Source organism: Streptacidiphilus sp. ASG 303, assembly GCF_020991365.1.
Classification (GTDB): domain Bacteria; phylum Actinomycetota; class Actinomycetes; order Streptomycetales; family Streptomycetaceae; genus Peterkaempfera.
This window is the reverse complement of sequence record NZ_JAJLRA010000014.1, coordinates 57,120-71,706: the sequence shown is the minus strand read 5'-3', so window position 1 is coordinate 71,706 and position 14,587 is coordinate 57,120. Positions and strand designations below refer to the sequence as shown.

Genomic DNA, 14,587 nt, shown 5'->3' with positions numbered 1-14,587 from the left:
GTACGGGGCCGCCGCCCCGCCGAATCCGTCCGGTTCACCCTCTGGACTCCCGTACGCCCCCCTGCAACCATTCGCCACACCCCGGCAGGGAGTCAGGCCTCGGGCGACAGGGGGAGTGCCAGCGGTGGATGCGCGAGCGACCAGGGGGGACGGCGACTCTCCGGAGGACGGCCCGGGCGGTCCGGACGCCCACCGCCCCCTGCTGCCGACCCGGATCGTCGACGCGGACGTAGAGGAGGACGTGGACACCGACACGGACACGGACACCGCCACCGGTACGGACACCGGCACCGCCACCGGCACCGGCACGGACACCGGCACCGGCACCGGCACCGCCACCGGTACGGACGCGGGCCCGCCGGCCCGCCGCCCCGGGCCGTTCCGCGCCCCCGCGCTGATCCGTCCCCGGGAACGGGCCCCGCTGCGGCTCCCCGAAGCGCCGCCGGGCCCGAAAGCCCTGCCGGGCCGGGACGCGTCCCGCCGCCCGGACGGGAGCCCCGGGGGCCGGCCCGCGCGGCAGCCCGCCGGGCGGCCGGACGGGCACCCCGGCCCCCGCCCCGAGGCCCCGCCCGGCGTATCCGGCGCGTCCGGCCCGTCCGGCGCCCCCGGTCCTCCCGGTACCCTCGCCCCGCCCGACGGCCTCCGCCCGCCCGGCGCCCCCCATACGCCCCGGGCCCCCGGTCCTCCCGGCATCCCCGCCCCGCCCGACCGACCGCCGTCCACCCCCCGCCGCCGCGAGCGGCCCTGGCACCGCTTCTACGCCCACGGCGTCCCGCGCCGCGTCCACATCCCCGAGACCCCCGTCACCGGCCTGCTCGACGAGGCCGCCGCCCGCCACGGCCGCCGCACCGCCCTGGTCTTCTTCGGCCGCCGCACCAGCTTCCGCGCCCTGCACCGCGCCGTGGACCGCTTCGCCGCCGGCCTGCTGGAGCTGGGCGTCACCCGCGGCGACCGGGTGGCGGTGATCCTGCCCAACTGCCCGCAGTTCGTGGTCGCCTTCTACGCCGCCCAGCGCATCGGCGCCGTCGTCGTCCCCGCCAACCCCCTCTACACCGCCAGCGAGCTGCGCCACCAGCTCACCGACTCCGGCGCCGTGCTCGCCGTCGTCCACGACGGCGCCTACCCGACCGTCGCCTCCGTGCGGGGGGACACCGCCCTGCGGCACGTGGTCACCACCCGGCTCAGCGAGGAGTTCCCGCTCTGGCGGCGCCTGCTGCTGCGGCTCCCGCTCGCCCGCGCCCGGGCCGCGCAGGAGCGGCTGGGGCCGACGCCGCCGCCGGACGACGGCACGGTGCCGTTCGCGACCGTCGCCCGCACCCGCGCCCCCCGCGGCGGCGTGCCGCAGGCCGACGTCCACCCGCGGCGGGTCGCCGTGCTGCAGTACACCGGCGGCACCACCGGCACGCCCAAGGGCGCCATGATCACCCACCGCAACCTGGTCGCCAACGCCCACCAGGTGAAGTCCTGGTACCCGCAGCGGCGCGAGGGCCGCGAGACCGCCCTCGCCGTGCTGCCCTTCTTCCACGTGTACGGGATGACCCTCGGCCTCACCGTCGGCATCGCCGCGGGCAACCGCAGCGTGCTGCTCCCCTCCTTCGACGTGGACCTCGTCCTGCGCGCCGCCCGCCGCTACCGGCCCACCCTCTTCCCCGGCGTGCCGCCCATGTACGACCAGCTGCTGCGCCGCGGCCCCGGCGAGCTGAAGGCCCTGCGCTCGGTGCGGAGCTGCATCTCCGGCGCCATGCGCCTGCCGCCGGAGACGGTCGACCGCTTCGAGGGCGCCACCCGGGCGCAGCTGGTGGAGGGGTACGGGCTGACCGAGGCCGCCCCGGTGGTGCTCTGCAACCCGTTCAACGCCAACGCCCGCCCCGGCACGGTCGGCATCCCGCTCCCCGGCACCGAGGCGAAGATCGTGGACGAGAACGACCCCGGCCGCGAGCAGCCGCCCGGCGTGGCGGGGGAGCTGCTGGTGCGCGGCCCGCAGGTCTTCGCGGGGTACTGGCACGAACGCGAGGACTCCACCCGCATGCTCCACGACGGGTGGCTCTCCACCGGCGACATCGGGGTGATGAGCCCCGACGGCTACGTCACCGTCATCGACCGCAAGCGGGACGTCATCATCGCCAGCGGCTTCTCCATCTTCCCCGCCGAGATCGAGGAGGTGCTGCTCGGCCACCCGGCGGTGGCCGAGGCGGCGGTGATCGGCGTGCCCGACACCTACCGGGGCGAGACGGTCAAGGCGTGCGTGGTCCTGCGGCAGGGGGGCGTGCTGTCGGCGCAGGAGCTGGAGGCGTACTGCTCGGACCGGCTGACGGCGTACAAGGTCCCCAAGATCGTGGAGTTCCGGACCGACCCGCTGCCCCGCAACATGCTCGGCAAGGTGCTGCGGCGGCGGCTGCGGGAGGAGTCCGAGGCCCGCGCCGCCGGTACGGGCGGCGCCGCAGGGCCCGGCGGCGCGGCGGGCGGGGCCTGAGCGAGCCTGAGGGGCCCGGGGCCGGGGGAGAGGCCGGCGGCAGGGCGAAAACCCTTGGTCCCCGGCCGTCCCGGTCCGCCATCCTGGGGCCTGCCGGCCGTCCGCGCCGGCCACGCGCTGCGGAGGGGCCGTGCGGAGGGCCCACGGGGGGAGCGGCAGTGAGCGCACGGCTGCGCGGCATCGCGCGGGAGACGGCGGCCATCACCGCCGAGGGCCGCTACCGGGCGCCCGGGGGCGGCGTGGTCGACATCGGCCGGCAGGTCGCGGCCGCGGTCGCGGGCACCCGGCTGCACGGCCCCGGGCCGGTCGTCCCCGGGCCGGTCGTCCCCGGGCCGGTCGACCCCGGACCCGTCGCCCCCGGACCGGCCCCGGTTCCCGGCGTGCGGGAGCCCGCCGCGCCCCGCGTCCACGTGACCGGCGAGAGCAGCCTCCAGGCCGCCCGCCGGATGCTCACCGACTCCCCGGAGCCGGTCGCCGTCCTCGACTTCGCCTCGGCCCGCAACGCGGGCGGCGGCTTCCTCAACGGCGCCCAGGCCCAGGAGGAGGCGCTCTGCCGCGCCTCCGCGCTCCACGCCTGCCTGCGCGCCGTCCCGGAGTTCTACGCCGCCCACCGCGCCGACCCCAGCCCCCTCTACTCGGACCGCGTCCTCCACGCCCCCGCCGTGCCCGTCTTCCGCGACGACCGCGGTGCGCTCCTGGAGGAGCCGTACGCGGTGGACTTCCTGGTCGCCGCCGCACCCAACGCGGGCGCCGCCGCCGACCGCTCCCCCCGCCTCGCCGCCCGCGTCCCCGCCGTGCTGCGCACCCGGGCCGAACGCGCCCTGCAGACCGCCGCCGCCCACGGCCTGCGCCGACTGGTGCTGGGCGCCTGGGGCTGCGGCGTCTTCCGCAACGACCCCGCCCGCGTCGCGGAGGCGTTCCGGGTGCACCTGGCCCCCGGCGCGCCGCTCGCGGGCCGCTTCACCGAGGTCGTCTTCGCGGTCCTGGACCCCCGACCCGGCTCCCCGGTCCGCGAGGCCTTCCGCACGGCCTTCCCCGGTCCGCAGCAGCAGCCGACGCGCTGACACACCTCCGCCCGCACCCCGCTCGCACCCCGCCCGGCGGCCCGCAGCCACGTCCGGTCCCCGCGACCGGTCGGGCCGCGTCGTCGTCTGCCCCGCCGCCCCGCTGCCCCCGCCGCGGCGCCCCGCCGCCCCGCCGCCCCCGCCGCGGCGCCCCGCCGCCCCGCCGCCCCGCCGCCGCCCCGCCGGGCGGCACGCCGTGAGCTGCGTCTCAGTAGGTTACCGGCCGGTTGCTATGCAACGAGTTGCATAGCAGGATCACCGCCATGGCACTCGAGCACGCGATCCTCGTCTCCCTGCTGGAGAAGCCCGGCTCCGGCTACGAGCTCGCGAGCCGCTTCGACCGCTCCATCGGGCGCTTCTGGACCGCCACCCACCAGCAGATCTACCGCGTCCTCAAGCGCATGGAGGCGGACGGCTGGATCACCGCGGAGGAGGTCGCCCAGGAGGGGCGCCCCGACAAGCGGGTGTACTCCGCCGCCGCCCCCGGCCGCGACGCCCTCACGGCGTGGCTCCGCGCCCCCGTCGAGCCGGAGACCGTCCGCCACGAGCTGGCCGTGCGGATCCGCGGTGCCGCCTTCGACCCCGCCGGCACCGCCGGGCTGGCCGCCGAGGTCGAGCGCCACCGGGCCGCCCACGCCGCGCTCCTCGCCCGCTACCTCGCCGGCGAGCGGCGCGACTTCCCCGACCCGGACGTCCTCGACGCCGCGCAGGCCCTCCAGCACGTGGTGCTGCGCGGCGGCATCGAGTACGAGCGGATGACCGTCGCCTGGCTCGACGACGTGCTCGCCACCCTCCGGCGCCTGGGCTGACGCCCGGTCGGCCCTCCCGGAACACCACCCACCTCCCAGGAAGGGAAGCCCCTGCCATGGCGGACTCGCCGCTCCTCAACCCGCGCACCTACGACCCCGCCCACCTCGACCCCGAGTCGCGCCGCCTGCTGCGCGCCACGGTCGACTGGTTCGAGTCGCGCGGCAAGAAGGCACTGATCGACACCTCCATCGACCGGACCTGGTACGCGGACTTCCTGGAGTTCGCCGCCAAGGAGGGCCTGTTCGCCACGTTCCTCACCCCGGCCGCCGACGCCGCCGGCGACCCGGACAAGCGCTGGGACACCGCCCGCAACGCCGCCCTCAGCGAGGTCCTCGGCTTCTACGGCCTGGGCTACTGGTACACCTGGCAGGTCACCGTCCTCGGCCTCGGCCCGGTGTGGCAGAGCGCCAACCAGGCCGCCCGCGCCCGCGCCGCCGCCCTGCTCGACGAGGGCCACGTCATGGCGTTCGGCCTCTCCGAGCGCGCCCACGGCGCCGACATCTACTCCACCGACATGGTCCTCACCCCCGACGGCGAGGGCGGCTTCCGCGCCACCGGCTCCAAGTACTACATCGGCAACGGCAACGTCGCCGGCCTGGTCTCGGTCTTCGGCCGCCGCGCGGACGTCGAGGGCCCCGAGGGCTACGTCTTCTTCGCCGCCGACAGCCGCCACCCGGACTACCACCTCGTCAAGAACGTCGTGAACGCGCAGATGTACGTCAGCGAGTTCCGCCTGGAGGACTACCCGGTCCGCGCCGAGGACGTGCTGCACACCGGCCGCGCCGCCTTCGACGCGGCCCTGAACACCGTCAACGTCGGCAAGTTCAACCTCTGCACGGCCTCCGTCGGCATCTGCGAGCACGCGATGTACGAGGCCGTCACCCACGCCCACCAGCGGGTGCTGTACGGGAGGCGCGTCACCGACTTCCCGCACGTCCGCCGCGAGCTCGCCGACGCCTACGCCCGCCTGACGGCGATGAAGCTCTTCAGCGACCGCGCCGTCGACTACTTCCGCTCCGCCGGGCCCGACGACCGCCGGTACCTCCTCTTCAACCCGATGACCAAGATGAAGGTCACCACCGAGGGCGAGAAGGTCATCGACCTCCTGTGGGACGTCATCGCGGCCAAGGGCTTCGAGGCCGACACCTACTTCGAGAAGGCCGCCAAGGACATCCGCGGCCTGCCGAAGCTGGAGGGCACGGTCCACGTCAACCTCGCCCTGATCCTCAAGTTCATGGGCAACTACCTCTTCGCCCCGGCCGAGTACGCGCCCGTCCCCACCCGCCACGACGCGGCCGACGACGCGTTCCTCTTCGCCCAGGGCCCCGCCCGCGGCCTCGGCGCGATCCGCTTCCACGACTGGCGCACCGCCTACGACGCCCACGCGGACGTCCCCAACGTGGCCCGCTTCCGCGAGCAGGCCGACGGCCTCTGCGCGCTGCTGCTCTCCCACGCCCCCGACGAGGCCCAGCAGCAGGACCTCGACTTCCTGCTCGCCCTCGGCCAGCTCTTCGCGCTGGTCGTCTACGGCCAGCTGGTGCTGGAGCAGGCGGAGGCCACCGGCCTGGACCGCGACCTGCTGGACGAGGTCTTCGACGTGCTGGTCCGGGACTTCTCCGCGCACGCCACCGAGCTGCACGGCAAGGCGTCCGCCACCGAGGAGCAGGCCGCCTGGGCGCTGGCGCACGTCCGCCGCCCCGTCGCCGACGCCGGGCGGGCCGCCCGCGTCTGGGCCCGGGTCGAGGCGCTGGCGGGCGCCTACGAGATGCAGCCCTGACCTCCGCACGCCCCTCCGGACCGGCGCCCCTCCCGCGGGGGCGCCGGTCCCGGTAGGGTCGGCCGCCACGACCAGCGGCGCGCGCACCCCGCCGCGCGCCCCCGTCCCGGGAGGCCCTGTGAGCGGTTGGACCGGCCGTACCGCCGCGGACATCGCCGAGGCGGTGCGCCGAGGCGAGGTGACGCCCCGTCAGGTGGTCGCGGACCACCTGGAGCGGATCCGCCGCCTCGACGGACGCGTCAACGCCTTCCGCGCCGTCCTCGGCGAGGAGGCGCTCGCCGCCGCCGACGCCCTCGCCGCGCACCCCGGCCTCGCGGACCTGCCGCTGGCCGGCGTGCCCGTCGCGGTCAAGGACAACGTCGCCGTCGCCGGGCACGCCGTCCGCAACGGCAGTGCCGCCTCGCCCGCCGCACCCGCCGCCGCCGACCACGAGGCCGTCCGCCGCCTGCGCGCCGCCGGGGCCGTCGTCGTCGGCCTCACCCACGTGCCCGAGCTGTGCGTCTTCGGCACCACCGACGGCGACCACGGGATCACCCGCAACCCCCGGCGGCCCGACCGCAGCGCCGGCGGCTCCTCCGGCGGCAGCGCCGCGGCCGTCGCCGCCGGCTTCGCGCCGCTCGCGCTGGCCGCCGACGGCATGGGCTCCATCCGCATCCCCGCCGCCGCCTGCGGACTGCTCGGTCTCAAGCCCGGGCAGGGGGCCGTCCCCGCCGGCCTGGGGCCCAACGACTGGTACGGCATGGCCGTCAACGGCCCCCTCGCCACCACCGCCGCCGACCTGCGCCTCGCCTTCCGCGCCCTCGCCGGCGGACCGGACCCCGCGGCCCCGGCCGCCCCGCCCGCCGGTCCGCTGCGGATCGCCGTCTCCACCCGCAGCCCCTTCCCCGGCGTGCCCGTCGGCCGCGGCTGGGCCGCGGCCGCCCGCGACAGCGGCCGGCTGCTCGCCGGGGCGGGCCACCGGGTCGAGGCCGCGCACCCGCCCTACCCGGCCTGGCTCCCCGCCGCCGTCCTCGCCCGCTGGACCGCCGGGACCGCCGCCGACGCGGCCGCCTGCGACCCGGCCCGGCTCGCCCCCCGCACCCGCCGCCACGCCGCCGTCGGGCGCCTCGCGGCCCGCACCCCGCTGCTGCGCACCGACCACCGGGCCCTGCTGCGCGAGCGGCTGCGGCCCTTCTTCGACCGGCACGACGTGCTGCTCACCCCCGCCCTGGCCGGCCCCGTCCCCGCCGCCAGGGCCTGGAGCCGCCGCGGCTGGACCGCCAACCTCCTCACCAACACCCGCTTCTCGCCGTTCACCCCGGCCTGGAACCTGGCCGGCTGGCCCGCCCTCGCGGTCCCCGCCGGGAGCCGCGCGGACGGGCTGCCGTACGCGGTGCAGCTCGTCGCCCCGCCCGGCGGCGAGGAGGTCCTGCTCCGCCTCGCCGCGGAGCTGGAGGAGGCCCGCCCCTGGCCCCGGACGGCGCCGCTCGACTGAGGCGGTCGCCGCCCGGGGCGGACCGGGGCCCGCCCGGTCCGGTCAGGCGGCCGGGATCATCCCGTGCGGGTCCAGGACGTACTTGCGGGCGGCGCCCGCGTCGAACTCCCGGTAGCCGCGCGGCGCCTCCTCCAGCGGGATGGGCGTGGCGTTCACCGCGTCCGCGATGTGCACCTTCTCGTGCAGGATCGCCTGCATCAGCCGCCGGTGGTAGCGCATCACCGGGCACTGGCCGGTCGCGAACGACAGCGACTTCGCCCAGCCCAGCCCGATCCGGATGGAGAGCGACCCCTGCTGGGCGGCCTCGTCGGCGGCGCCCGGGTCGCCGGTGACGTACAGGCCCGGGATGCCGACCGCGCCGCCCGCCGCCGTGACGTCCATGACGGTGTTCAGCACCGTCGCCGGGCGCTCGGTGGCGGCCTCGCCGCCGTGGCCGCGGGCCTCGAAGCCGACCGCGTCCACCGCGCAGTCCACCTCGGGCACCCCCAGGATCTGCTCGATCTGGTCCCGCGGCTCGCCCTGGGAGATGTCGGCGGTCTCGCAGCCGAAGCTGCGGGCCTGCGCCAGCCGCTCCGGGTTGAGGTCGCCCACGATCACCACGGCCGCGCCGAGGAGCTGGGCCCCGGCCGCCGCCGCCAGTCCCACCGGGCCCGCCCCGGCGACGTACACGGTCGAGCCGACCGTGACGCCGGCGGTGACGCAGCCGTGGAAGCCGGTCGGGAAGATGTCCGAGAGCATCGTCAGGTCGCGGATCTTCTCCAGGGCCCGGTCGCGGTCCGGGAAGACCAGGACGTTCCAGTCGGCGTACGGCACCAGCACGTACTGCGCCTGGCCGCCGACCCAGCCGCCCATGTCCACGTAGCCGTAGGCGGAGCCCGGGCGGTCCGGGTTCACGTTCAGGCAGATGCCCGTCTTGCCCTCCTTGCAGTTGCGGCACCGGCCGCAGGCGATGTTGAAGGGCACCGAGACCAGGTCTCCGACCTTGACGAACTCCACGTCCCGGCCGGTCTCCACCACCTCGCCGGTGATCTCGTGCCCCAGCACCAGCCCGGGCGGGGCGGTGGTGCGGCCGCGCACCATGTGCTGGTCGCTGCCGCAGATGTTGGTGGCGACGCACTTCACGATGACGCCGTGGTGGCACTCGCGTCCCACGTTGGCCGGGTTCACGCCCGGCCCGTCCTTCAGCACGAAGCCCGGGTAGTCGGTGCTCTCGACCTCGACCCGGCCCGGCTCCTTGTACACGACCGCCTTGTTGCCCGGCATGGTTCGTCCTCCCGTGCCGCTCGTGGGCTGCTCGGACTCCCGTGCACCTCCCTCCGCTCCGTGCGGGCCGCGCCCCTCCGTCCGGAGCGGGCCCCTCCTTCCAGGGTGGCCCCGCCGGGCCGCGGCCGCAGGTCGCCGCCCGGCGCCGTTCACTGCCGTCCCCGCTGCCCGCCGCGGTGTGACACGGAGGCGACACACGGGTCACGCTGCGTACTTTTCCGGGGCGAGAGGTGTCATATCGGGCACGACGGGAAGGACGGACTGCGACCCGGGAGCGGCCCGGCCGCCCCGGGCCCGACACCGCCCGTCCCGGCACCGCCCGCCCCGACGCCGGGCGACGACCGACAGGAGGCACTGTGCCCCGTTCCCCCCAGCGCGCGGCCGCGGCCGCGGCGACCTCGCTCCTCCTGGCCTGCGGCCTCACCGCCGCCGCGACCACCGCCTCCGGCGCCCCCGCGCCGTCCCCGGCGGCAGCCGCACCGGGCTCGCAGGAGGCGCAGTCCTCGCCCGCGGGGGCCCCGACCGGCTTCGTCGACCTGCCCGCGCGGCCGGTCGCGGACGACGGCGCGGCCCACGAGCTCACCGTGCACTACCGGAACACGGGGACCGCCGCCCGCACCGTCGCCCCCCAGGTCCTCGTCGAGTCGCCCGACGCCGACCCGTACCTGGCCCCCTCCGACCTGCGGCTGGAGCGGTTCGACCCGGCGACCCGCACCTGGGCCCCCATGGCCCTGGGCACCCAGACCGGCACCCTGTACACCGCCATCCCCGCCGCCGGGCGGCGGCTGGCGCCGGGCGCGGACCTGGACGTCCGCTACCGCCTCACGGTCGAGCCCGCCGGCATGTCCGCCGCCCGCCACGCCGTGGTCCAGCCCCGGATCGTGCTCTTCGGTTCCGCCGCGGCCTGAGCCCGGCGGGCGCCGCCCGGCAGCCCACCCGCCGCCGCCCGCACCCGGAGGCACGGCGGGGGAGGCCCGGCGGGCGCAGCCCCTCGGGAGCGGCCCCCGGACCCCGGCCGGAGCCGGCCGGGAGGGCGTGCCGCCGGAGGGTCAGAGGTACAGCCCGTCCGAGGCCGGGGCCGGCGACGGCAGCAGGGGCGAGCGGCCCCGCCGCAGGGCGTACAGCTCCGCCAGCGTCGACGGGCCGGGCGCGTCGCCGCCGCCACCGCCCCCGTCCGCCAGCCACCGCGCCGACTCCTCCCCGGTCAGCGGGCCCACCTCGACCCGCGCCAGGCAGCGGCCCGGCCGCACCACGGCGGGGTGCAGCCGCTCCACGTCCTCGTTGGTGGTGATGGCCACCAGGACGTTGCGCCCCTGCCCCAGCAGGCCGTCGGTGAGGTTCAGCAGCCGGGACAGCGCCTGTCCGGTGGCCCGCTTGGCGCCGCCGCGGATCAGCTCGTCGCAGTCCTCCAGGAGCAGCATCCGCCACCGCTGCGCGTCGTCCTCGTCGCCGTCGTCGTCCTGCGTGGCCAGCGCCACCTGGAGCAGGTAGCCGGGGTCCGAGAAGAGCTGCTCCGGGTCCAGCACGCAGTCGACCCGGCACCAGTCGCGCCACGACCGGGCCAGCGTGCGCAGCACCGAGGTCTTGCCGGTGCCCGGCGGCCCGTGGAGCAGGAGCAGCCGCCCGGTGACCTCCTCGGGGCGGACCCTCATGAGCGCGTCGAAGCAGGCGGCCACCGGCGCGGTGTAGTTGCCGTGCACCTCGGACCAGGTCTCGGCGCTGATCCGCCGGGTGGTCCGGCTCGGGCCGTGGCCGGTGAGGTGCCAGAAGCCCATGAGGACCACGTCCTCCTCCGCCGGGGGCGGCTCCTCCGCGCCGTCGACGGCCTGGGCGAGGACCCGTTCGGCCAGGTCGTCCGCCACGGCGGTCACGGTGACGTCCGCGTGCCGGCCGCCGCCGTGGCCGGTCCAGCGGTTCACCTTCACCGTCCACCCGTCGCCCTCGGCGAGCAGTGCGGACCGGTTCTTCTCCCGGGAGGACCGGACCACCCGGCCGCCGGGCGGCAGCAGCGTGGCGTCCCCCTTCACCCGCTGGAGGGAGGTGGAGCGGCACCAGGGCTGCTCGCCGGAGGTGAAGCGGGCCAGGGCGAGGGCGTCGACCACGTCGAAGGGGGAGTCGCTGTCGTCCAGCTGCACCTGCATCGGCAGCGCGCGGTGGACCTCGGCGGCGGGGGCTCCGTTCGCGGAGTGCTCTGCGGACATGGCGCCATGATCCGGCACCCGCAGGCCCCTGCCCACCGCTTTTCCCACTTCGCCACCCCGCCGGACCGGCGGACGGCGGCGCGGCCCGGCGGGTGCGCCGGGCCGGCGTGCGCCGGGGGACCGCCCCGGCAGGCGCGGCCGCGCGCCGCCCCCCGTCCCGGACGGGCCGGGCCGCACCCGGGGCGCGGCGCAGGAGGGCCCCGGGCAGGGGCGGCGGGACGTCCGGCGGGAAAGGCGGCGGGACATCCGGCGGGACATCCGGCGGGAGGGGAGAGGAGGGGAGCGTACGACCGCCGGTGCCGCACCAGTGCGGGGTGCGACACCGGCGACCGTGCTTGGCGGTCCGGCCGACCCTCAACGGCCGACCGCCGGTCCGTACGCCACCGGGAGTCCGGCCCCCGCAGCGTCGGGGGGGCCACACAGCGACTCGAGGTCGGCGTCGGATGTCTCTGCAGCGCCGGAGGTGCACGGATACCGTGCGACGACGGCTTCACCCTTCGAACGAAGGTCGGCCGGGTCCTTGCCCTGCAGCGCTCACGCATATATTGCTTTCAGGTTTCCCGCACGTCAATCCCATCGGTGTGTTCACTTCCTGAATTCACCGTGACGCAGTGTGGGGATCCGTGTGCGCAGCGGCTGTCGACTGAGCGCTTGCTCACCCCTGTTGCGCCCGCCCGCCCGGCGGCTACGCTCGCGGCCATGACGGAGCCCCTCCCCGGCGCGCCCCGCGTCGCCCACCGCACCTGCCCGCTCTGCGAGGCCACCTGCGGCCTCACGGTGACCGTGGACGGGCCCTCCGGGGCCGTCCGGGTGCGCGGCGACGACCAGGACCCCTTCAGCCGCGGCTACCTCTGCCCCAAGGGCGTCGCCCTCGGCGAGCTCCACACCGACCCCGACCGCCTGCGCGCCCCCCTGGTGCGGCGCGGCACCGAGTGGACCGAGGTGGGCTGGGACGAGGCGTTCGACGAGGCCGGCCGCCTCCTCGCCCCCCTGCTGCGCGACCACGGCCGCGACAGCGTCGGCATCTACCTCGGCAACCCGGTCGTCCACAACCACGCCCTCTCCCTCTACGCCCCCGTGCTGGTCCACGCCCTCGGCACCGGGTACCGCTTCAGCGCCTCCACCGTCGACCAGATGCCCAAGCAGGTCGCCTGCGGCCTGATGTACGGCACCGAGCTGTCGGTCACCGTCCCCGACGTCGACCGCACCGACTACCTGCTCGTCCTCGGCGCCAACCCGCTGGTCTCCAACGGCAGCCTCCTCACCGCCCCCGACCTGCCCGGACGGCTGCGCGCCCTGCGCCGCCGCGGCGGCCGCCTGGTCGTGGTGGACCCGCGCCGCACCCGCACCGCCGAGGCCGCCGACGAGCACCTGCCGATCCGGCCCGGCACCGACGCCCTGCTGCTGGCCGGGATCGCCCGCACCCTCCTCGCCGAGGGCCTGGCCGACCCCGGCCCGGCCGCGCCGCACCTCAACGGCCTGGACGAGCTGCGCGCCGCCCTGGACCCCTTCACCCCCGAGGCCGTCGCCGCCGCCACCCGCGTCCCCGCCGCGACCGTGCGCCGCCTCGCCCGCGAGCTGGCCGCCGCGCCCAGCGCCGCCGTCTACGGCCGCATCGGGACCACCACCACCGCCTTCGGCACCGCCGCCAGCTGGCTGGTGGACGTCGTCAACGCCCTCACGGGCAACCTCGACCGCCCCGGCGGCGTCCTGTGGCCCGAGCCCGCCGCCGGCTCCCCGAACACGGCGGGCGAGCCGGGACGCGGACGGGGCGTGCGCATCCCCGGCTCGCGCCGCACCCGGGTCCGCGGCCTGCCGAGCGTCTTCGGCGAGTTCCCCGCCGCCGCCCTCGCCGAGGAGATCGACACGCCCGGCCCCGGCGGCGAGCGCCTGCGCGGCCTGGTCACCGTCGCCGGCAACCCCGTGCTCTCCACCCCCGACGGCGCCCGCCTCGCCGCCGCCCTCGGCTCCCTCGACGCCGTGGTCAGCGTCGACCCGTACCTCAACGAGACCACCCGCCACGCCCACGTGGTCCTGCCCGGCCCCTCCCCGCTGGCCCGCAGCCACTACGACCTGGTCTTCACCGGCTTCGCCGTCCGCAACACCGCCAAGTACTCCCCGCCGACCCTGGACCGCGCGGAGGGGGAGCCCGACGAGTCCGAGATCCTGCTGCGGCTCGCCTGCGCGGCCCTCGGCGGCGGCGTCACGCCCGACGAGCTGGACGACCTCACCGCCGCCGCGACCGCCCGCCGCATCTGCGCCGACCCCTCCTCGCCGGCCCACGGCCGGGACCCGCTGGAGCTGCTGGCCGCCGTCGGCCACCGCCGCCGCCAGGACCGCCTCCTCGACCTGATGCTGCGCGGCGGCCCCTACGGCGACGGCTTCGGCGCCAAGCCCGACGGCCTCACCCTCGACGCCCTGGAGCAGGCCCCCCACGGCCTCGACCTCGGCCCGCTGCGCCCCCGCCTGCCCGGCGTGCTGCGCACCCCCAGCGGCCGGGTCGAGCTCGCCCCGCCGCAGCTCCTCGCCGAGGCGCGCCGCCTCGCGGACCACCTGGCGGAGCTCACCGCCGCCCCCGGCGGCGGACTGCTGCTGGTCGGCCGCCGCCAGCTGCGCTCCAACAACTCCTGGATGCACAACCTGCCGCTGCTGGCCGGCGGCTCCAACCGCTGCACCCTCCAGCTCCACCCCGCCGACGCCGCACGCCTCGGCGTGGCCGACGGGCGGCCGGTCCTGCTGCGCTCGCGCACCGGGGAGCTGCACGCCACCGCCGAGGTCACCGACTCCGTCGCCGAGGGCGTGGTGAGCCTGCCGCACGGCTGGGGCCACGACGACCCCGGCGTCCGCGCCTCGGTCGCCGCCCGCCGCCCCGGCGTCAACAGCAACCTGCTCACCGACGCGTCACCCCTCGACCCCCTGTCCGGTACCGCCGTCCTCAACGGCATCCCGGTCGAGGTCGTGGCGACACGCCCGCACACCGCGGGTGCGGACGCGTGAGCGCCCCACCCGCCCCTGACGGCACAGCAGTTGCGGCCGCACGGTACGGTGACCAATCACAGGGACGGTTGTATGACGGCCGCCCCGCACGGGTAGTCTTCGCCCACGGCCCTGGCGCCTGGTAGGGGTGGGAAGTCTCATGGAACAGATGCATGTGCGCAGCAGGGCCCGCGTGCCGGCCATCCAGTGCGGAGCCGGCGCAACGGGTCGGCGCATCGACCGCCACCTGGCGGTCCTGGGCGCGCCCGCGCTCCCGGCGGTCGACACCGCCGACGCGGCAGGCCTGATAAGGGAGCTCACGCCGCGCGGCGTGAGCACGCCGGCAGCCCCGGGCCGCGGCAGCGCCCGGGTCTCGCTCCTCGCACCGCTCCGGCGGCTGCGGCGCAGCCTCTTCGGAGGCCGCGGCTGACTCCCCGCACCTCGGCGAGGGCCCGGCGGACACCCGTCCGCCGGGCCCTCGCCGTCCTGTGCGCGCCCCTGAGGCGCTGCACACGCCCCCTCCGCGCCGCACCTGGCCCCCGCGGCGCG

General features: G+C 77.2%; 10 protein-coding genes. 8 read left to right on the top strand and 2 right to left on the bottom strand.

The annotated features are described in order from the left end of the window. Positions 1-124 precede the first annotated feature (124 nt). From LO771_RS18540 to LO771_RS18520, 5 genes are all read left to right on the top strand, one after another. The gene (locus tag LO771_RS18540; protein WP_230653891.1) at positions 125-2,473 is read left to right on the top strand and encodes an AMP-binding protein; all 2,349 of its coding nucleotides are present in this window, start codon (positions 125-127) and stop codon (positions 2,471-2,473) included. A 158-nt stretch (positions 2,474-2,631) separates the two neighbouring features. Further along, on the top strand, positions 2,632-3,537 hold the full coding sequence (locus LO771_RS18535) for a TIGR02452 family protein (protein ID WP_230653889.1): 906 nt from the start codon (positions 2,632-2,634) through the stop codon (positions 3,535-3,537). A 263-nt stretch (positions 3,538-3,800) separates the two neighbouring features. Then, a complete protein-coding gene (locus LO771_RS18530; RefSeq protein WP_230653885.1) occupies positions 3,801-4,346 on the top strand; it encodes a PadR family transcriptional regulator in 546 nt (181 codons plus the stop codon). Positions 4,347-4,402: 56 nt separating this feature from the next. Next, a complete protein-coding gene (locus LO771_RS18525) occupies positions 4,403-6,124 on the top strand; it encodes an acyl-CoA dehydrogenase family protein (protein ID WP_230653882.1) in 1,722 nt (573 codons plus the stop codon). A gap of 118 nt (positions 6,125-6,242) precedes the next feature. Next, positions 6,243-7,598, top strand: coding sequence for an amidase (locus LO771_RS18520; protein WP_230653879.1), 1,356 nt, complete (start codon positions 6,243-6,245; stop codon positions 7,596-7,598). A gap of 42 nt (positions 7,599-7,640) precedes the next feature. Here LO771_RS18520 and fdhA read toward each other — a convergent pair whose 3' ends face one another. After that, positions 7,641-8,861, bottom strand: coding sequence for a formaldehyde dehydrogenase, glutathione-independent (fdhA, locus tag LO771_RS18515; RefSeq protein WP_230653876.1), 1,221 nt, complete (start codon positions 8,859-8,861; stop codon positions 7,641-7,643). A gap of 356 nt (positions 8,862-9,217) precedes the next feature. On the opposite strand from fdhA, the gene LO771_RS18510 reads away from it, so the two are divergent. Further along, positions 9,218-9,769, top strand: coding sequence for a hypothetical protein (locus LO771_RS18510; protein ID WP_230653873.1), 552 nt, complete (start codon positions 9,218-9,220; stop codon positions 9,767-9,769). A gap of 141 nt (positions 9,770-9,910) precedes the next feature. On the opposite strand, the gene LO771_RS18505 is transcribed toward LO771_RS18510, so the two are convergent. After that, a complete protein-coding gene (locus tag LO771_RS18505; RefSeq protein WP_230653870.1) occupies positions 9,911-11,062 on the bottom strand; it encodes a DUF5925 domain-containing protein in 1,152 nt (383 codons plus the stop codon). Between the two features lie 699 nt (positions 11,063-11,761). Between LO771_RS18505 and LO771_RS18500 the strand changes: the two genes are divergently transcribed. Together LO771_RS18500 and LO771_RS18495 are read left to right on the top strand one after the other, a co-directional pair. Further along, entirely contained in the window at positions 11,762-14,059 is a 2,298-nt protein-coding gene (locus tag LO771_RS18500; RefSeq protein ID WP_230653867.1) for a molybdopterin-dependent oxidoreductase, read from the top strand. A gap of 139 nt (positions 14,060-14,198) precedes the next feature. Then, the gene (locus LO771_RS18495; RefSeq protein ID WP_230653864.1) at positions 14,199-14,468 is read left to right on the top strand and encodes a hypothetical protein; all 270 of its coding nucleotides are present in this window, start codon (positions 14,199-14,201) and stop codon (positions 14,466-14,468) included. The last annotated feature ends 119 nt before the right edge of the window (positions 14,469-14,587 follow it).

Bases quoted from the DNA above. Each gene is read 5' to 3' on its own strand.
- LO771_RS18530 (WP_230653885.1), top strand. From the start codon at position 3,801: ATGGCACTCGAGCACGCGATCCTCGTCTCCCTGCTGGAGAAGCCCGGC.
- LO771_RS18500 (WP_230653867.1), top strand. From the start codon at position 11,762: ATGACGGAGCCCCTCCCCGGCGCGCCCCGCGTCGCCCACCGCACCTGC.
- fdhA (WP_230653876.1), bottom strand. From the start codon at position 8,861: ATGCCGGGCAACAAGGCGGTCGTGTACAAGGAGCCGGGCCGGGTCGAG.
- LO771_RS18525 (WP_230653882.1), top strand. From the start codon at position 4,403: ATGGCGGACTCGCCGCTCCTCAACCCGCGCACCTACGACCCCGCCCAC.
- LO771_RS18505 (WP_230653870.1), bottom strand. From the start codon at position 11,062: ATGTCCGCAGAGCACTCCGCGAACGGAGCCCCCGCCGCCGAGGTCCAC.
- LO771_RS18495 (WP_230653864.1), top strand. From the start codon at position 14,199: ATGGAACAGATGCATGTGCGCAGCAGGGCCCGCGTGCCGGCCATCCAG.